Below are 17,169 nucleotides of genomic sequence, written 5' to 3'. Positions count from 1 at the left end.
AAATCTCGGATATTTCTGCACTTGATCAGAACATGGCGCGAACCTACTGCGGTTCGATTCCGGCCGCTTTGATGATCCGTCCCCATTTGCCGATCTCGGCTTTCAGGAACGTCTCGAGAGCTTCCGGCGTCGCGCGCTCGGGCTCGACCGGCGCCATGCTGAGCTCGGCAAAGCGGCTGATCAGCGCGGGATCCTTCAGCGCCGTCTGCAGTGCGCCGACGAGATGATCGACGACGGGCTTGGGCGTGCCGCGCGGTGCGTAGAGGCCGTACCAGGTCGTGACATTGAACTCGGGAACGCCGGCTTCAGCCGAGGTCGGCACATCAGGCAGCGTCGCGACACGCGTCTTGCTGGTGATGGCATAGCCCTTGATCGTCTTCGACTGGATGTACGGCGTCGGCCCTGTCGCGGGATCGCAATAGACGTCGATATGGCCAGCGATGACGTCGTTCAGCGCCGGCCCGCCGCCCTTGTAGTAGATCGGGGTGAGCTTGGTATCCGTGGCGCTCATGAACATCAGGCCGCAGAGCTGCGAGGCCGAGCCGAGACCGACATTGCCGAAAGTGACCTTGTCACCGGCATTGCGGATGTGCGTGGCCAGCTCGCTGAGATCCTTGGCCGGAAAGTTCGGCCGCGCCACCAGGATCATCGGGACGTCGGTGACCAGCCCGATCGGGGCGAAGTCGCCGACCGGGTCGAACGGCAGCTTGGCATAGAGGGCAGGGGCGGTGGCCTGGCCGACATGCATCAGCAGCAGCGTGTAGCCATCCGCGGCCGCCTTGGCGACGCGGTTGGTGCCGAGCGTGCCGCCGGCGCCGACGACATTCTCGATGACGATGGACTGTTTCAGTGTCGCGCTCATGGCGCTGCCGAGGATACGCGCGATGACGTCGCCGGGACCGCCGGCGGAGAACGGCACGATGACCGTGACCGGGCGGGCGGGGTAGTCGTCCGCGATCGCCGCATCGCGAGGGCAGAGCAGGAGGAGCAGGATCAGCGATCGTACGAGAAACTTCATCGAACACTCCCTGGCGGCATTGTTCTAGTCGTCGGAAGGCGCCGCCTCCTTGGCTGCCGACGATTTTTCGATCATGTCGAGCGCGGCCACCGCGGCCGCATTGATGTGGTCGACGCAGCAACGCTCGGCGAGATCCGGATCGCCGTTCTGGATCGCACGCCAGATCGCAGTGACCTCGCGAAGGCTCTTGTTGATCCGCTTCGGCTGCGACATCGAGGTGATCCGCAGCAGCTGGATGCGATCGTGCAGCGGCTTGAGCATGCGCTCGATGAAGGCATTGCGGCAGCCGCCGATCAGTGCCGCGTAGAAATCGGTCTTGGCTTCGAGGCTGCCGACGAGATCCTGCTTGGCCGCGGCGGCCTTCAGCCGCGTCAGGGCGTCGCCGATCCGGCGCGCGACCTCGGGGTCGTGAAGCCTGGCGCATTCGCGGCCGGCGAAGCCCTCAAGCACCGCGCGTGCCGCGTAGAGCTGCCGGGCCTCTTCGAGGCTGATCGTGGACACCACGGGGCCGCGGTGCGGAACCGTATTGACCAGCCCGTCGGCTTCGAGCGCACGCAGCGCTTCGCGGATCGAGGGGCGGCTGACGCCCATCATCTCGCAAAGCTCGCGCTCGACCAGGCGCTGGCCCGGTTTCAGCGTCCCCGACATGATCGCCTCACGCAGCTTCTGCGCCACCATCGCCCGGACGGTCGGGACGTCCTCGATGCGGAGTGTCGACTGCAATTCGCGGCGTCTTTCCATGTCCGGGTCCTGTTCGGGAAAACTCAGTACCGGTTTACAGGCAGAATCATCATTTCGGCAATTTGTACGTGGGCGGGCTGGTCGAGGGCGAAGACAATGGAGCGGGCGATATCGGCCGGATCGAGCGCCATCCTGAACTGGTCGAAATAGTCCTTTTCCTTCTGCGTATCGCCGCGGTAGCGGGTCAGGATGATATTGGTCCGGGTCAGACCGGGCTGCAGCTCGGTGACCCGGATCGCGGTTTCCGCCAGCTCGCCCCGGAGGGTCTCGGTGAACATGTGCACGCCCGCCTTGCTGGTGCTGTACGCCGCCATGTCGGGCACGATCCGCACCGCGTTGATGGAGCTGATGTTGACGACATGGCCGGCGTTGCGCTGGACCATGCCGGGAAGAATCGCGCGCGTGACGCGCATCAGGCCGATCAGATTGGTCTGGATGATGTTGGACCAGTCGTCCGCAGAACCGATGTCGAAGCGCGTCCGGCCGCCGATGTCATGGCCGGCATTGTTGATAAGAATTTCGATCGGCTTGAAGTGGGCGGGAATGGCGTTCGGCAGGGCATCCACAGCCTTGGCGTCGCTGATGTCGAGTTGGATCGGAAATACCGCGTCGCCGCACGTTGCCGCGAATTCCTGCAGCGCCTTGGCGTCGCGATCGACCAGCACGACGCGGCGGCCGCTGTCGAGCAGCGCCTTGGTGATGGCCCGTCCCATACCGCCGGCGGCACCGGTCAGCACGACGGTTTGTCCCGATTGTTCAGTCATCGCAGCACTCCCATTCCAGTTCTCATGCAACCGACCAACCGCCGTCGATCGGCAGGCTGGCGCCGGTGATGTCGTTTGCGGCCGGACCGCAGAGGAAGACGACCATGGCGGCGACCGCATCCATTTCGATGAAGCGCTGCGTCGGCTGGCGCTCGCCGAGATAGTCGCGGGTGACGTCGTCGACCGGACGATTGCTGCTCGAAGCCATCGTCGCGATCTTGTTGAGGATGGCCGGCGTCGGCAGCGTGCCGGGGCAGAGCGTGTTGCAGGTGATGCCGCTGCGCGCCGTCTCGATGGCCACCGCGCGGGTCATGCCTGCGATCGCTGTCTTGGTGGTGACGTAGTCGATGCGGTCCTCGACCGCGCGGCTTGAATAGATCGAGCCCATATTGATGATCCGGCCCCAGCCGCGCTGCTTCATCGCCGGCAGCGCCAGGCGGATGAGGTGAAACGGCGCCGACAAATTGACGGCGAGGGCCTGGTCCCAGCGCTCGGGCGGAAACCGGTCGATGGCAGAGAAATGCCGCACGACGGCGTTGTTGACGAGGATGTCGATGGCGCCGCAGCGATCGAGCAGGTCCGCCATCATGGGCTCGATCGCCTCGCGCCGGGACAGATCGGCGCCGGCTGCGATGACCTCGACGCCGAAGCGGGCGCGCAGATCATCTGCGGCCTGTTTCGGCTGAGCGAGGTCGTGAAGGACGATATTGGCGCCCGCGCCGGCAAGGCCTTCCGCGACGGCGAAGCCGAGGCCCGCGGTCGCACCGGTCACGAGTGCCCATTTGTCCTTCATCGCAGCCACGCTCCGCTACGTCTTGTCGAGCTCGGCGAAGACTTCCTTCGCGTTCCGGAACGCATCGACGCCAGCCGGCACGCCGCAATAGATCGCGACCTGCATGAAGACCTCACGGATCTCCTCCTTGGTCGCGCCATTGGCGAGCGCGCCACGGACATGCGTCTTCAGCTCATGCGGGCGATTGAGCGCGCAGAGCATTGCGAGGTTGAGGAAGCTGCGGGTCTTGCGGGTGAGACCCTCGCGGCCCCAGACGTAACCCCAGCAATATTCGGTGGTGAGGTCCTGCATCGGCCGGTTGAACTCGTCGGCGGATGCGATCGCCTTGTCGACGAATTCGTTGCCGAGCACGCTCTTGCGGATTTCGAGGCCGCGGTCGTAGGTCGCCTTGTCCATTGTGGTCTCCGTTTCTTGGTTTGGCGTTGTCAGCTCTTAGGTCAGCTCTTGGGCCAGAACGGTTTTGCCAGGGCGAGTTCGGGCGGGAACACCGTGACTGGAATGCCGGCTTGCCACTGCACGATGGTCATGCCCGCGCCAACGCGGCGGCCTTTCTCGTCGAACTTGATCTCGCCCAGCGGGTAATATTTCGAGGGGCCGCCATCCATGGTGCGCAGCGCTTCGCCGACGGCGACGCGATCGGCCTTGCCGGCCTTCTCCAGCGCGTCCTTGATCACCCACATGTCGCCATAGGTGGAGATCGCGTTCTGCGTCATCCACGGCTCCTTGTAGCGGGTCTTCAACTCGGCAATCAGCGCCTCATGCCCCTTGGCGCCCCAGCTGGCGACGCAGGTCAACACGCCCTGGAGCAGCTCGGGGCTGACGGTCTGCAGCATGTCGGGCTCGGCGATCGCGATGCCGAACGAGATCGTCGGCACCTTGCCCTGGCCGAGGCCGAACTCGTTCATCTTCTCGAGCAGCAGCTTTGCGTCCGAGATCACGGTCGGCAGGAAGAACAGTAAATCGGGCTTGGCCGAACGGATCTTCTGCACCAGCGATGTCGCATCCGCCAGCGGCGGCGTGAACGTCTCGTCGACGATCAGCTGCAGCTGGTTCTCCGCCAGCAGGCCGTCGCGCATCGCCTTGGCCGAGGCGATCGAGGCTCCCGTGTTATCGGTGAGGATCGCGACCGTCTTCGGTCGCTTGCCGGAAGCCGTCTCCGCCAGCTTGATGAGCTGGGGCAACGCTTGCCGTGCCTGCGACCCCGCGGTGGCCGCGGTCTGGAACACGTATTTGAATCCGCGCTCGGTGATCAGGTCGGAGTAGGAGAGGGTGAGCATGGGCAGGTTGGCGCGCTCGGTCACCTCGGTCACGGCGAGGGTGAACGAGGACAGATAGGCGCCGCTGGCCGCGACCAGATCGGTCTCCTGCGCCACCATGCGCTGTGCCGCGTTCTTGGCCTTCTCGGTGGTGTCGCCGGAATCCAGCACCACGAGCTTCAGCTTGGCGCCGCCGAGCGCCTTGACGCCGCCTTGCGCGTTGATGTGGTCGATCGCCATCTCGGCGCCTTCGCGCATCACCGTTCCCGGGCGGGCATAGAGTCCCGAGATCGGCACCAGCAGGCCGACCTTCACTTCAGAAGGTTGCTGCGCCCAGCCGGCGCGGGACGCGATCAGCGTGCCGGAGGCGCCGGCCAGCAGCGTTCGCCGCGATATCGTGATCTTGCTCTTGGCAGTCATGACAATTCTCCTCCCTGAAAAATTGCGCGACGTTGTCAGGATTTCTTCGGCCAGAACGGCTGCGCCTGCGCGAGCTCGGGCGGATAAACGGTGACAGGCACGCCCGATTGCCATTGCACGATGACGACGCCGGCGCCGACCCGGCGGCCCTTCTCGTCGAATTTGAGCTGACCGCCCGGATAATATTTCGAGGGACCGGCATCCATGGTGCGGAAGGCCTGCGCGACCGCGTTGCGGTCGGCCTTGCCGGCCTTCTCCAGGGCTTCCTTCATCAGCCACATGTCGCCATAGGTCGAGATGACGTTCTGCGTCATCCAGGGCTCCTTGTATTTGGTCTTGAGCTCGGCGATCAGCGCCTCGTGGCCCTTCGAGCCCCAATTGGCGACGATGGTCATGATGCCTTGCACCGTCTCCGGGCTGACGCTCTGCAGCATGTCGGGCTCGGCGATGGTGATGCTGAAGGACACGGTCGGGATCTTGCCCTGGCCGAGGCCGAACTCGCTGATCTTCTCGAGGCCCAGCTTGGCGTCCGACACCGCATTTGGCATGAACAGCAGCAGATCGGGCTTGGCCGAACGAACCTTCTGGATCAGCGGCGTCGCATCCGACAGCGGCGGGGTCCAGACTTCCTCGACGACGAGCTGGAGGCCCTCCTGCGCGAACAGCCGCTCCTTGAGAGCCTTGGCGGTTGCCACCGACGTCGCGGTGTTGTCCATCAACATCGCCACGGTCTTCGGCTTCTTGCCCGAGGCGTTCTCGGCGAGCTTCATCAGCGTCGGCAGGCCGAGCTCGGACTGGCGGCTCGCGGTCGCGGCGGTCTGGAAGATGTATTTGAAGCCGCGGTCAGTCAGCAGGTCCGAATAGGACAGCGTCAGCACCGGCAGTTCGGCGCGCTCGGTCACCTCGGTGACGGCCAACGTGAAGGAGGACAGATAGGAGCCGGTGGCGGCGACCAGATCAGGCTCCTGCGCCACCATGCGCTGCGCCGCGTTCTTGGCTTTTTCTGTGGTATCGCCGCAGTCGATCACGACCAGCTTCAGCTTAGCGCCGCCGAGCGCCTTGATGCCGCCCTGCGCGTTGATGTGCTCGATGCCCATCTCGGCGCCCATCTTCATCACCTGGCCGGGGCGGGTGTAGATGCCCGACAGCGGCACGATCAGTCCGACCTTGATCTCGCCAGGTGCCTGCGCGCGCGCTACACCGGCGAGGCCGACGGCCGCGGCGCCGGAGAGCACGGTGCGGCGCGTGAGGCCCGTCGATATTTTACTCTTCGATGTCTTGTCCATTTTGTTTGCTCCCTGGTCCCTGTTTTTTTATCGTCGTCACATGCCGAGATAGGCCTTCCGCACGCGGTCGTCGGCGCGCAGCGTGGCGTTGTTGCCTTCGAGCACGACGTGTCCGGCTTCGAGGACATAGCCGTGATCGGCGGATTCCAGCGCTTCCGCGACCCGCTGCTCGACCAGCAGCATGGTCAGCCCGGACTGGCGCCGGATCTCGATCAGCCGCTCGAAGATGAAGTCCGCAGTCGAGGGCGCCAGCCCCATTGAGGGCTCGTCCAGCATCAGAAGCTTCGGGGAGGAGGCGAGGCCGCGGCCGATCGCGAGCATCTGCTGCTGGCCGCCGGACATCGTGCCCGCGAATTGATCGCGGCGCTCCTTCAGCACCGGCAGCCATTCGAAGATGCGTTCGATATTGGCCTGCCAGTCCCGCCGGCCGCTTTCGGTCATCGCGCCCATCTCCAGATTCTCCGTCACGGTCAGTGACGGGAAGACCTGGCGTCCCTCCGGGACGTGGGCGATGCCGAGATGGGCGCGCTGTGGCGGCGGCACCGCGAGCAGATCGACGCCGTCGAACGTGATCGCGCCGCCGCTCGGCTTGACGATGCCGGAGATCGTCTTGAACAGCGTGGTCTTGCCGGCGCCGTTGGGTCCGACGATCGCGACGAACTGGCCCGCGCCGACATTGATCGAGACGTCGTTCAGGACGGGCTTGGCCGAATAGCCCGCGCTCAATCGCTCAATTCGCAGCATGGCCCACCCATTTCTTGCCGAGATAGGCCTCGATCACGCGGTTGTCGCGCGTCACCACTTCCGGCAGGCCTTCGGTGATGACGGCGCCGTGGTCGAGCACGAGGAATCTGTCGACCAGCCGGACCATCGCCTGCATGGTGTGCTCGATGATCGCGATGGTCATGCCGTCGCGCGCGAGCTGCTGGATCACGGCGACGACCTCGTCGGCCTCGCCGTGGCCGAGGCCCGCGAGCGTCTCGTCGAGCAGCAGGATGCGCGGCTGGCCGGCGATCGCGCGGGCGAGCTCCATCAGCCGCAGCTCCTTGGTCGAGAGCTCTCCGGCGACGCGGTCGGCGACGGCAGAGAGTCCGACGCGGGCGACCGCGTCGGCGGCCATCTTGCGCGCCTCATCGTCGGTGCGGGCGCGCACATAGGCGCCGACCACGACATTGTCGAGGATCGACATGCGCAGGAACGGCCGCATCACCTGGAAGGTGCGGCCGATGCCGGCCTCGCAGATCACGTGCGGCCGCTGGCCCGACATGTTGCGGCCGTCGATCAGCACCTCGCCCTGGCTCGGCTTGAGGAAGCCGTTGAGGAGATTGAACAGCGTGGTCTTGCCGGCGCCGTTGGGCCCGATGATGCCGAGAATCTCGTTCTTGTGCAGCCTGAAGCTGACGTCCTGCACGGCCTTGAGGCCGCCGAAGGAGCGCGAGAGGTTCTTCACTTCGAGCACGACCTCGCCGGTGGCGGCACGCTGTCGCGCAGCCGGCTTCAGGGCCGTCACGTTGGCAGCTGCTGCTTCCGGTGTATCACTGACCGCCGCCTTGGATGCGGTGCGCTTGCGCAGGAGGTCGCGCAGCTTCCAGAACAGGCCTTCCGGCGCGAGCAGGATGACGCAGACGATGGCGATGCCGAAGATGACGCCCTGAATGCCGGGGATGCGCGCGCCGGCTTCGGCGTGCAGGATCTCGGCGAGCGGGATCAGGATCACCGAGCCGATCACCGGGCCCCAGACCGTGCCGACGCCGCCGAACATCGCGACCGTCAGCGCCTGCGCGGACACCAGCATGCCGAACACCGATGCCGGGGTCACGACCAGCAGCACCTGCGCGTAGAACCCGCCGATGGCGGCGGCGATCGCCCCGCTCAGCGTGATCGCGCGCAGCTTCCAGGCCAGCGTGTTGATGCCGGCGGCTTCGGCCGCAGCCTCATTCTGCTTGATCGCGAGCAGCGCCATGCCGAAGCGGGATCGCTCGATCACCTGTGTCAGAACGATGGTGGCGAGCATGAGCGCCAGCCCAAGCAGCGTGTAGAGGTGCGGATCGGCGAACTGCATGTAGGCGATCGGCGCCTCGCGCTTGATCGGAAGCGTCACCTCCTGGAAGCCGAGCCATTCGAACACGTAGAGAATGGCGAGCGGGTAGGCGAGCATTGCCAAGGCGAAGTAGTGGCCCTGCAGGCGGAAGGTCGGAAAACCGATCAGGAGCCCGGCGATGCCGCCGAGCATGGCGGCGACCGGGATGAGCAGCCAGGGCGAGATGTCGAAATAGATCTGGCCGAGCGCGGTCGCGTAAGCGCCGATCCCGAAGAAGGCGGCATGGCCGAACGAGATCAGGCCGGTGTAGCCGCTGAGCAGGTTCCACGACAGCCCGAACACCGCCCACACCGGGACCAGCGTCAGGATCAGCTGATAGTAGGAGTTAGTGACGCCGAGCGACACGACCGCATAGGCGAGCGTGAAGAGCAGGGGAGGCAGACAGGAGCGCATCCGCAGCATGGTCACGTCCTCTCGACCATGCGCCCGAAGAAGCCCTGCGGACGGAAGAAGATGATGAGGAGGAAGACGGCGAAGATCGCGGCGTTCTGCAATTGCGTCGGCAGGATGAGCGTCGACATCTGCTGCACGAGGCCGATCGTCATGCCACCCCAGAACGCGCCGATGATGCTGCCCATGCCGCCGAGCACGACGCCGGCATACATGACGATGACGTATTCAAGACCGACGAAGGGGTGGAACGGGTAGTTGGTGGCGAGCAGGCCGCCGGCGATCGCGGTGATGCCGCAGCCGAGCGCGAAGGCGGTGCGATGCGCGCGGTCGACGTCGATGCCCATATAGGTCGCAGCCGTCGGATTGTCCGCGGCGGCGCGGAGCGACTTGCCGATCCGCGTGCGCGTGATCAGCAGCGACAGAAAGACCATGATCGCCAGCGAGACGATCATATCGATGCTGCGAGCCTTGTTGAGGAAGATGCTCATGTCGAAGAAGGGCCCGAGCTCCCAGGCCGAGCTCGACAGCGGCGTGCGGATCGAGGCCAGCACGGAGCCGAACACGATGAGGCCGCCGTTCTGCAGGATCAGCGCGATGCCGAGCGTGAGGATGAGCTGGGCGTAATGGCCTTCGCCTTCGAGCGAGGCGGTGCGCGTGCCTGACACGTGCGAGATCAGCGCCCGATGCACGAAATAGCCGAACAGTGCGAGCACCGGCCCGGCCAGCAGGATGGCGACGAACGGCCCGACGGCATTGCCGAACAATGTCTGGATGCCGGCGGCGGTGAAGAGATAGAAGGCGGTGTACATGCCGAGCATCATGAAATCGCCATGGGCGAAGTTGATGACGCGCATGACGCCGAAGATCAGGCCGAGCCCGACGCACATCAGGCCGTAGACGGCGCCGATCAAAAGCCCCGCGGCGAGCGCTTGCAGGAATCCTTCCATCAGCCCCGCCTCCGCGCCGCTGACAATTCCAAGCTGGTCTCGAGATCGACCATGTTTCCCCCGTACTCTCCGGCACTTCTCATGATGCCGATCGTAAAGCCCGTTCCGTTGCGTTCAGGCGGCACTGCGCGGCGATGTCGCCTGCATTGCCGAGCTGCTCGCAATCGTCGATGAGTTGCTCGAGCCGATGCGCGCGGTCCTCACCGAGGACTCCCGCTGCCGAGCTGCGAAAGCGTGCGCGAATATCCGCAGGTGTCGCGGCAATGACGTCGGGCAGAGCGTGCCGGATGGTCCGGCCGTCGCGCAGCTGCACCGACACTTCCGCACCCTGCTTGCCGGGGAAGGCGGCGGTGAAGCCGGCTTCCGCCTTGAGCTCGGTCACCGAGATCAGGCGGATGATGTCGGCATCGTCGAGCTCGGCGTAATTGTCTTCCTCGATCTCGCCCCGCGCCAGCGTCGCCGCGACGCTGAAGGGAATGCTCATCTTGGCCTGAAGCGCATTGCGGTAGGGACCTATGGAGTCGCAGCCGGGATAGCGAACCGCGGCATCCGGCGCGCGAATGACGACCCGGTCGATCTCCTCCGCGCTGGCGAGTTCGTGCGAAACGCGTAGCGCTGCTTGCGCGGCGGTCTGCGCGAAATTGCAGGCCGGCACCGGCTTGTTGTAGACGGCCATGATCTCGCACTCCCCATTGGGAAACAGCGCGATGCTGTCCGGCGCGGCCTGGCGGCGATAAGCGGCGAACAGGCCGGCTTCACCCTCCAGTATGGTTTCCGAGCCGAAGGCGCCGGCTGCGGCCAGGCCAATTGCCTTGATCGCATTGCTGGCTGCAAAGCCCGGATGGAAATACATGTCGGAGCCACCGGCATGCGGCCACTCGTTGAGCCCGCTGGAGGTATTGGCCGCGATCGCGATCGCGCTGGTGGCCTGGTCCTCGGAAAGGCCGCGTGCAAAACTTCCCGCGAGCGCGGCGCCCAAGGGGGCCACGAGGCCGGTCGGGCGATAGAGGCGTGCGAGGTCCGAGGTCAGCAGCGCGCGGCCGATCCTTGCGCCGGTCTCATAGCCGATGATGGCTGCCGTCAGCAGTCCGGCGCCGTGCAGCGGCGTTTGTTCGGACAGCGCGAGAAGGGCCGGCCAGATCACCACGCCGTGGTGCGCGATGCTGGCCGCATGCATGTCTTCGCGCACGAGACCGTGCCCCATCACCGCATTGGCGAAAGCTGCGTCGGCTGGCGAGGAGAGTTGCGACGTCCCGATGATCGTTGCGCTGTCGCCGGCTTGCGCGATCGCAATCGCCTGGCGGCTCCAGGGATGATGGCCCGCCTCGAAGGCGCAGGACAGGAAGTCGAGCAGGCAGAGTTTTGCTTTGGCGATGACGTCCGGCCCGAAATCTCCGAGATCCCGCGCGAGCACGCTCCGCGCCATCTGGCGCGCGAGCGGCATCTTGCCTGATCTTGACGGGCCGGTCGTCATCGCCGGTCGTTCTCCCTGAAAGGTTTGCGCGATCAGCCGCGCATCTCGACGCCGGCCCACTCCTCGAGCACCTTGGCGATCGAGGTGAAGTCGGATGAGGCGCCGTATTTGGCATTGGTGATCGCCAGCATCTGCCGCACCACCGCGCCGCAGACCATCGGCACGCCCATCGCCTCGGCCTCGTCCACGCAAAGACGGACGTCCTTGTAGGAGAGGCCGGTGGCGAAGCCGAAATCGAAGGTGCCGGGCAGCACCGCGCGGGGGAATTTGTCTTCGGAGGCGCTGTTGCGGCCGCTGCTGGCGTTGATGATGTCGATCAGCACTTTTGCGTTGACGCCGCCCTTGACGCCCATCGCGACGGCTTCCGAGGTGATGACGAGTGCGGCTGCTGCCATCAGATTGTTGGCGAGCTTGGCGGTCTGCGCCACGCCTGGCTTGTCGCCGGTGTAGAACAGCTTGCCGAAGTTCTTCAGGATCGGCTGCACGGTGTCGTAGGTCGCCTGCGGGCAGGACACCATCACCGCCAGCGTGCCGTTGACGGCGCCCTTGATGCCGCCGCTCACGGGCGCATCCACCAGCGTCATCCCCTTGGCCTTCAGGCCTTCGGCAACGAACTTCGCTGCGCCGGGCCCAGACGTCGAGAGATCGATGACGATCTTCGTACGGTTGCCGCTGCTGATGCCGTCCTGGCCGAGCGCAACGGCCTTGACGATGTCGGGCGTCGGCAGGCTGGCGAGCACGATGTCGGAGCGTGAAGCGACGTCGGCCGGCGAACTGGCGAGCAGTGCGCCGCGCTTGACCAGCGGCTGAGTCGCCTCGACCTGCGTGTCATAGACGACGAGCGAATAGCCCGCGTCCATCAATCGTCCCGCCATCGGGCCGCCCATGCGGCCCGTGCCGATTACGCCGAGAATCTCTCCCGCCATCGTCTACTCCCTGTCGCGCGATCCCGTGACGGGTGCGCCTTCTTCATCTCGTTGGGTCGAACGCGTTCGCCGGCCGGCCGTCTCGGCCGCCGTCGTCGTGGCAGCGGGGGATCCCGCGCCAACGGCCGGATTGTTATGATTGTCAGACAAGCTGTCAAGCATAACATTTAGGGTCGACAGTTTGCCGCGGATCGGCATAAGGTTCGGGAAAACGAGGAAGACGCTCCGCGTGCCGCAAGTCCCAATTCCGAGTGTGAGCAAGACGCTCGCCGATTTCGTCGCTGCTTCGTCCTGGGCGGAGGTGGAGGCGCAGAGCTCTGAGGCGCGTCGATCGATTCTCAATTTCTTCGCGACGGCGCTCGGCTCCGCGCGCGATCCCGTCGTCATGGCGGCGATGCGCACGCTGTCGCCGTTCAGCGGGGCCGCGGCATCGACGGTCATCGGTCACTCGCAGCCGATGGATGCGTTGTGTGCGTCATTTCTCAATGCCATCTCGGCCAATTTGCTCGACTTCGACGACACCCATCCCGAGACGATCATTCATCCCGCCGCGCCGGTTGCTGCGCCGATATTGGCGCTTTCGGAGATGCGCAAGCTGTCGGGCCGGGAGGTGTTGACCGCGTTCATTCTCGGCGTGGATGTGGAATGCCGCATCGGCAATTCAGTCTCGCCGCGCCACTACGCACGCGGCTGGCACATCACCTCGACCTGTGGGATTTTTGGCGCAGCGGCGGCTTGCGCGAAACTGCTGGGCTTGCCCGCGGAGGGGATTGCGAATGCAATCGGGCTCGCGGCGAGCCAGTCGGCGGGCAATGTCGAGAACCTGCCCAGCGCGGCCAAGAATGTCAGCGTCGGCAACGCGGCGCGGAACGGATTGTTTGCAGCACTGCTTGCGCAGCAGGGCTATGAAGCGGCGCCCCGCGCCATCGAAGGCCCGCTCGGCTGGGCGCGTACGATGGGGGACGAGCCCGATATTGCTCGCCTGCTCGATGGTCTCGGCAAGACCTGGGAGATCGCGAAGAACACCTACAAGCCTTATCCCGCCGGCATCGTCTTTCACGCGGTGATCGACGCCTGCCTCTCATTGCGCGAGCGCATCGCTGGACGCGTCGACCAGATCGAGTTGGTGATTGTGCAGGGCTCGGCGCTGCTGCTTGCCCGCGGCGATCGCCCGGTCAACAACGAGCGCGATGCGCGCGTCAGCATCCATCATTGCGTGGCGTGCGGATTATTGCTCGGCACGGCCGGGGTGGCCGAATTCGCGCGTGAGACGGTGGTCCGGCCCGATATCGCGCAGCTGCGGCAGAAGGTGAGGGCGGAGCTGGACAGCGAGATCCCCGATGGTGCCGCGCGCGTGACGTTGCGCTTTTCGTCCGGTGAGGTCCTCACCGAGACCGTCATTTCGCCGCGTGGCAGTCTTGCTGCGCCGCTCACAGATCGCGACCTCGAGGCCAAGCTGCGCGAGGCCGTGCGGACCGGCCGAAGCGACTGGGATGCGGACCGTGTCATCGACGCAGTCTGGCGGCTCGATTCGGTCGACGACGTCGGCAATCTCCTGCAATCGCTGCGACCGGCATCGCGCTAATCAACTTCCAACTCAACTCTCTCAAGACCTGAAAGGGACGATCATGAGCAAGACCGAACTGTTCGAAAAAGGCCTCAAGGTTCGCAAGGAGGTGCTCGGCGAGGACTACGTCAACAAGTCGATTGCCGGGGCCGACGAGTTCACGCGCACCATGGCGGAATGGTCGACCGAATTCTGCTGGGGTGCCTTGTGGACGCGGCCCGGCGTCGACCGGCGCACGCGCTCGATCGTCAATCTGGCGATGCTCGGCGCGCTGAACCGGCCGCATGAGCTGAAGCTGCACGTCAAGGGCGCCCTGAAGAACGGGCTGACCAAGGAGGAGATCAAGGAGATCCTGCTCCAGGTCGCGGTCTATTGCGGCGTTCCCGCCGGCATCGACGCCTTCCGCAATGCGCGCGAGGCCTTCAATGAGGTCGACGCGGCCGGTTCCTGAGCGAATCCCATGGCTGACCCGGACTACGAGCTCTTCGCCATCCGCTACGCAACGCGGGATGCGCAGCGGAGCGAGCACTTCATCGGCGGCGACCCGCATGACGGGCCGATGCCGATGGACTATTTCATGTGGCTGGCGCGGGGAGGCGGGCGCAGCTTCGTCATCGACACCGGCTTCAACGCGGAAGTGGCCAGGCAGCGCAGGCGGAATTTCCTGCGCTGCCCGGTCGAGACGCTTGCCGCGTTCGATATCGACCCTGCCGACGTCGGGGATGTGATCCTCACGCATCTGCACTACGACCACGTCGGTAATTTCGACCGGTTTCCGAACGCGCGATTTCATCTGCAGGAGCGCGAGCTCGCCTACGCCACCGGGCGCTATATGCAATATCCGCGACTGTCGCATTCGTTCGAGGTCGAGGACGTCTGCGGGATCGTGCGGCTGAATTACGCACGTCGGGTGCTGTTCTACGACGGCGATGCCGAGATTGCGCCCGGGCTGACGGTGCATGCGGCCGGCGGCCATTCCGCCGGTCTTCAATTCGTCCGCGTCAACACACGCCGCGGCCCTGTCGTGCTCGCCTCCGACGTCAGTCATTTCTACGAGAACATGACCAGCGAGCGTCCGTTCACGACGGCGTTTCATGTCGGCGACATGCTTGTCGGCTTCGACAAGCTGCGCGTCGCGGCGCCCAGCGCGGACCACATCGTCCCCGGCCATGATCCGCTCGTCATGAAGCTCTACCCGGCGCCAAGGCCGGAGCTGAATGGGATTGCGGTTCGCCTCGACGTGGCGCCGACCGCAACGCCGGCGTAATCGCGTAGCGGGTTCCAGGTCTGCCTCTGCACTGCGGCGGTTCGGAACCAAAGCCTTCGCCTTCGCATTCGCAATGGATCGCCGAATGCGCTTGACGGTGGAGGACGATGAGGGACAGCACGTCGGAAGTGGCCGAGGTCAGGGAGGCCGTTCACCTCTGCATCGACATGCAGAACATTTTCGCCCCCGGCGGTCTGTGGGCGACGCCATGGATGGAGCGGGTCCTGCCGGCGATCGTCTCGATCGTCGCGCGCCACCAGGCCAGAACCATCTTCACGCGCTTCATCACGCCGCAGGATCCGGAAGATCGTCCCGGCCAGTGGCAGAGCTATTTTCATCGCTGGAGCCAGGCAACGCGCAAGCATCTGCCGCCATCCGCGCTCGAGCTGGTGCCCGCGCTGAGCAAGTTCGTTCCGCCGGCTGCCATGATCGACAAGCCGGCCTATTCGGCGTTCAGCAATCCCGCCCTCGCGGGCCGGCTGATCGACAAGAACGTCGGCACGGTCGTGATCACGGGCGCTGAGACGGATGTCTGCGTGCTCTCGACGGTCCTGAGCGCGGTCGATCTCGGCTTCAGGGTCGTCATCGTCGAGGATGCCTTGTGCAGCTCATCCGACGTCGGGCACGACGCGCTCATGACGATGTACCGCACCCGCTTTCACGGCCAGGTTGACCTGGTGACAACGGAAGAACTGGCCGAGTTCTGGCGGGAGTAGGAGGCGATCCGCTCAATTGACGTTGTCGGCGAGCATGTTGCGGACGGCCGTGGCGACCGCCGAAATGCCGCTCGCATCGTGCATCAGCGCGATCTCGCCCTGCTGGGCGTGGCGAATGGCATGCGCCATGATGCGGAGGCGCGGGTCTCCGCTACTCCGCCACATCCGGTCGGCCATCCTGACCGCGCCCATGTGATGCTTGCTCATGGTCTCGACGAACACCGCGTCGAACCGGTCCGCCGGCGCGGCCTTGACCTGTCGCATCTCGGCCTGAGTCAGGAAGCCCGGCATGGCGGCACGCTCTTCGGTGCTGCAGTCGGGCATCTCCGTGTCGAACCAGCTCAGCCACCAGTTCTCGAAGATCCGGCTCTCGCCGGCCTGGCTCGCGACCATCAGCATCGCGAGCTTGCGCAGATGCGGGTCCTGGGCGCGCTCCACGGCGATCCGGGCCAGCTCGATGCCCTGGGCATGATGCGCCGTCATGTGACGGATATAGGTCTGGTCCGCATCCCTGTCGCGCCCCATCCACGGCGGCTCGTAGCCGTGGCTGCCGAACAACGCGATCGCGCCTAACAGCGCCACCACGACCAGCGCACCGGTGATCCAGGCATTGGTGAAGCGGATGTCGCGCCCGGCTGCAGCGCCGCGTCTCCAGCGCAACCGGGCGAACAGGGGATACGTCAGGGCCGAGGTGCCATGAACGAGCAGGCCGATCCAATAGGGCTGCTGCAGCGTGAACAGCGGCTGCCAGAACGGAAACAGCGGCACCAGCACGAACCATTCCGTGGCCGACGAGAATGCGGCCCAGGGCAGCGCGAGCAGCAGGATGGTCGCCGGCCGCAACTCGGCGGTCCAGCGTCCGAGCACACCGAAGAACACCAGCGCCCAGGAAAAATCCGCCCATTGATGAAAGGCGATCCCGGTGAGGACCGCACTCCATGACGGCTCCGCGCTGATCGCCCAGTCGCGCGCGGGAATGGCGGCGACCGTCATCCAGTCGACCGCGGCATCGCGGCCGATCCGGGCGGCGAACAGCTGGCTGACGATGGTGGAGAAAGTGCTGCTGATCAGGCCGAACTCGGCGGCGGCAATCCAGCGCGAACGTCGTCGTCTCCCCGTGACCCGCGACAGGCCTTCGTCAGTGCGCCGCGCTGCGTTGGCAAGTGCTGGTCGCGGCTCTGCGTTCACGTCAGCTGCTTGAGCTTCTTCAGCGGGTTGAGCTCACTCGGCTTGTCCCGTTTGTCGCGGCCGCGCTCGGCCTCGGCCTTGCCGTCATCGTGCAGATCCTGGTCGCCGATGATCTCGCCGACGGCTTGCCTGGTCTTGCCGACGATGCGTTGCTGGAGTCCCTTTGTGTTGCCCATGGCTTGTCTCCAAATGGCTGTCTCCAAGGTGACCTGCCTCCCAGACCCACGCCGCTAACCCCGGCGCCTGAAGGGGCGGTGAGCGCCGGGGTTGCGGTTTCGTGCAGTCTGCCTCCGGCAGGGGGGACGTCGGAGG

The 17,169-nt window shown here is 65.4% G+C and carries 18 protein-coding genes; 4 read left to right on the top strand and 14 right to left on the bottom strand.

Annotated features, from left to right (window positions below; genetic code table 11):
• Positions 1-43: 43 nt before the first annotated feature.
• The 12 genes from GGD61_RS00230 to GGD61_RS00175 form a co-directional block, all read right to left on the bottom strand.
• Positions 44-1,018, bottom strand: coding sequence for a tripartite tricarboxylate transporter substrate-binding protein (locus GGD61_RS00230; RefSeq protein WP_092260040.1), 975 nt, complete (start codon positions 1,016-1,018; stop codon positions 44-46).
• A 24-nt stretch (positions 1,019-1,042) separates the two neighbouring features.
• Positions 1,043-1,759, bottom strand: coding sequence for a GntR family transcriptional regulator (locus tag GGD61_RS00225; RefSeq protein ID WP_018320628.1), 717 nt, complete (start codon positions 1,757-1,759; stop codon positions 1,043-1,045).
• Positions 1,760-1,782: 23 nt separating this feature from the next.
• A complete protein-coding gene (locus tag GGD61_RS00220) occupies positions 1,783-2,496 on the bottom strand; it encodes an SDR family oxidoreductase (RefSeq protein ID WP_312012508.1) in 714 nt (237 codons plus the stop codon).
• Between the two features lie 49 nt (positions 2,497-2,545).
• Positions 2,546-3,316 carry an SDR family oxidoreductase gene (locus tag GGD61_RS00215; protein WP_092260036.1) on the bottom strand — a complete coding sequence of 257 codons (771 nt, stop codon included), beginning with the start codon at positions 3,314-3,316 and terminating at the stop codon, positions 2,546-2,548.
• A 15-nt stretch (positions 3,317-3,331) separates the two neighbouring features.
• Positions 3,332-3,712, bottom strand: a complete 381-nt coding sequence (locus GGD61_RS00210; protein ID WP_028140570.1) for a carboxymuconolactone decarboxylase family protein — start codon at positions 3,710-3,712, stop codon at positions 3,332-3,334.
• A gap of 41 nt (positions 3,713-3,753) precedes the next feature.
• Positions 3,754-4,992 (bottom strand): ABC transporter substrate-binding protein, encoded by a 1,239-nt coding sequence (locus GGD61_RS00205; RefSeq protein WP_183229843.1) that lies wholly within the window; start codon positions 4,990-4,992, stop codon positions 3,754-3,756.
• Between the two features lie 35 nt (positions 4,993-5,027).
• On the bottom strand, positions 5,028-6,278 hold the full coding sequence (locus GGD61_RS00200; RefSeq protein WP_018320623.1) for an ABC transporter substrate-binding protein: 1,251 nt from the start codon (positions 6,276-6,278) through the stop codon (positions 5,028-5,030).
• Positions 6,279-6,314: 36 nt separating this feature from the next.
• A complete protein-coding gene (locus GGD61_RS00195) occupies positions 6,315-7,022 on the bottom strand; it encodes an ABC transporter ATP-binding protein (RefSeq protein WP_183229841.1) in 708 nt (235 codons plus the stop codon).
• Positions 7,009-8,781, bottom strand: coding sequence for an ABC transporter permease subunit (locus tag GGD61_RS00190; RefSeq protein WP_177237276.1), 1,773 nt, complete (start codon positions 8,779-8,781; stop codon positions 7,009-7,011). Before GGD61_RS00190 ends, GGD61_RS00195 begins: the two co-directional genes overlap by 14 nt.
• Before the next feature lie 2 nt (positions 8,782-8,783).
• Positions 8,784-9,719, bottom strand: coding sequence for a branched-chain amino acid ABC transporter permease (locus GGD61_RS00185; RefSeq protein ID WP_092260030.1), 936 nt, complete (start codon positions 9,717-9,719; stop codon positions 8,784-8,786).
• A 79-nt stretch (positions 9,720-9,798) separates the two neighbouring features.
• On the bottom strand, positions 9,799-11,193 hold the full coding sequence (locus GGD61_RS00180) for an MmgE/PrpD family protein (protein ID WP_183229839.1): 1,395 nt from the start codon (positions 11,191-11,193) through the stop codon (positions 9,799-9,801).
• A gap of 32 nt (positions 11,194-11,225) precedes the next feature.
• Positions 11,226-12,119 (bottom strand): NAD(P)-dependent oxidoreductase, encoded by an 894-nt coding sequence (locus tag GGD61_RS00175; RefSeq protein WP_092260026.1) that lies wholly within the window; start codon positions 12,117-12,119, stop codon positions 11,226-11,228.
• A 229-nt stretch (positions 12,120-12,348) separates the two neighbouring features.
• Here GGD61_RS00175 and GGD61_RS00170 point away from each other — a divergent pair, with 229 nt between their 5' ends.
• The 4 genes from GGD61_RS00170 (at position 12,349) to GGD61_RS00155 (ending at position 15,669) form a co-directional block, all read left to right on the top strand.
• Positions 12,349-13,704 (top strand): MmgE/PrpD family protein, encoded by a 1,356-nt coding sequence (locus GGD61_RS00170; protein WP_183229837.1) that lies wholly within the window; start codon positions 12,349-12,351, stop codon positions 13,702-13,704.
• A gap of 43 nt (positions 13,705-13,747) precedes the next feature.
• Positions 13,748-14,137, top strand: coding sequence for a carboxymuconolactone decarboxylase family protein (locus tag GGD61_RS00165; RefSeq protein WP_008557256.1), 390 nt, complete (start codon positions 13,748-13,750; stop codon positions 14,135-14,137).
• Positions 14,138-14,146: 9 nt separating this feature from the next.
• The gene (locus GGD61_RS00160) at positions 14,147-14,953 is read left to right on the top strand and encodes an N-acyl homoserine lactonase family protein (RefSeq protein WP_092260024.1); all 807 of its coding nucleotides are present in this window, start codon (positions 14,147-14,149) and stop codon (positions 14,951-14,953) included.
• Positions 14,954-15,060: 107 nt separating this feature from the next.
• Positions 15,061-15,669, top strand: coding sequence for a cysteine hydrolase family protein (locus tag GGD61_RS00155; RefSeq protein ID WP_092260022.1), 609 nt, complete (start codon positions 15,061-15,063; stop codon positions 15,667-15,669).
• A 12-nt stretch (positions 15,670-15,681) separates the two neighbouring features.
• Here the strand turns inward: GGD61_RS00155 and GGD61_RS00150 are convergent, their stop codons facing one another.
• Both GGD61_RS00150 and GGD61_RS00145 read right to left on the bottom strand, forming a co-directional pair.
• Complete coding sequence (locus GGD61_RS00150) at positions 15,682-16,857, bottom strand: DUF305 domain-containing protein (RefSeq protein ID WP_092260020.1); 1,176 nt, start codon at positions 16,855-16,857, stop codon at positions 15,682-15,684.
• Positions 16,854-17,033: a CsbD family protein gene (locus GGD61_RS00145; protein ID WP_092260018.1), complete on the bottom strand. Its 180-nt coding sequence runs from the start codon at positions 17,031-17,033 to the stop codon at positions 16,854-16,856. The genes GGD61_RS00150 and GGD61_RS00145 overlap by 4 nt, the downstream gene beginning before the upstream one ends.
• Positions 17,034-17,169 lie beyond the last annotated feature (136 nt).

It is taken from the genome of Bradyrhizobium sp. SBR1B (assembly GCF_014198205.1).
GTDB lineage: Bacteria > Pseudomonadota > Alphaproteobacteria > Rhizobiales > Xanthobacteraceae > Bradyrhizobium.
The sequence above is the reverse complement of the archived record's forward strand: the minus strand, read 5'-3'. Positions and strand labels throughout refer to the sequence as shown.

Coding starts and splice junctions, on each gene's coding strand:
- GGD61_RS00165 (WP_008557256.1), top strand. CDS start 13,748: ATGAGCAAGACCGAACTGTTCGAAAAAGGCCTCAAGGTTCGCAAGGAG.
- GGD61_RS00200 (WP_018320623.1), bottom strand. CDS start 6,278: ATGGACAAGACATCGAAGAGTAAAATATCGACGGGCCTCACGCGCCGC.
- GGD61_RS00155 (WP_092260022.1), top strand. CDS start 15,061: ATGAGGGACAGCACGTCGGAAGTGGCCGAGGTCAGGGAGGCCGTTCAC.
- GGD61_RS00215 (WP_092260036.1), bottom strand. CDS start 3,316: ATGAAGGACAAATGGGCACTCGTGACCGGTGCGACCGCGGGCCTCGGC.
- GGD61_RS00190 (WP_177237276.1), bottom strand. CDS start 8,781: ATGCTGCGGATGCGCTCCTGTCTGCCTCCCCTGCTCTTCACGCTCGCC.
- GGD61_RS00185 (WP_092260030.1), bottom strand. CDS start 9,719: ATGGAAGGATTCCTGCAAGCGCTCGCCGCGGGGCTTTTGATCGGCGCC.
- GGD61_RS00175 (WP_092260026.1), bottom strand. CDS start 12,119: ATGGCGGGAGAGATTCTCGGCGTAATCGGCACGGGCCGCATGGGCGGC.
- GGD61_RS00145 (WP_092260018.1), bottom strand. CDS start 17,033: ATGGGCAACACAAAGGGACTCCAGCAACGCATCGTCGGCAAGACCAGG.
- GGD61_RS00205 (WP_183229843.1), bottom strand. CDS start 4,992: ATGACTGCCAAGAGCAAGATCACGATATCGCGGCGAACGCTGCTGGCC.
- GGD61_RS00225 (WP_018320628.1), bottom strand. CDS start 1,759: ATGGAAAGACGCCGCGAATTGCAGTCGACACTCCGCATCGAGGACGTC.
- GGD61_RS00210 (WP_028140570.1), bottom strand. CDS start 3,712: ATGGACAAGGCGACCTACGACCGCGGCCTCGAAATCCGCAAGAGCGTG.
- GGD61_RS00230 (WP_092260040.1), bottom strand. CDS start 1,018: ATGAAGTTTCTCGTACGATCGCTGATCCTGCTCCTCCTGCTCTGCCCT.
- GGD61_RS00195 (WP_183229841.1), bottom strand. CDS start 7,022: ATGCTGCGAATTGAGCGATTGAGCGCGGGCTATTCGGCCAAGCCCGTC.
- GGD61_RS00180 (WP_183229839.1), bottom strand. CDS start 11,193: ATGACGACCGGCCCGTCAAGATCAGGCAAGATGCCGCTCGCGCGCCAG.
- GGD61_RS00160 (WP_092260024.1), top strand. CDS start 14,147: ATGGCTGACCCGGACTACGAGCTCTTCGCCATCCGCTACGCAACGCGG.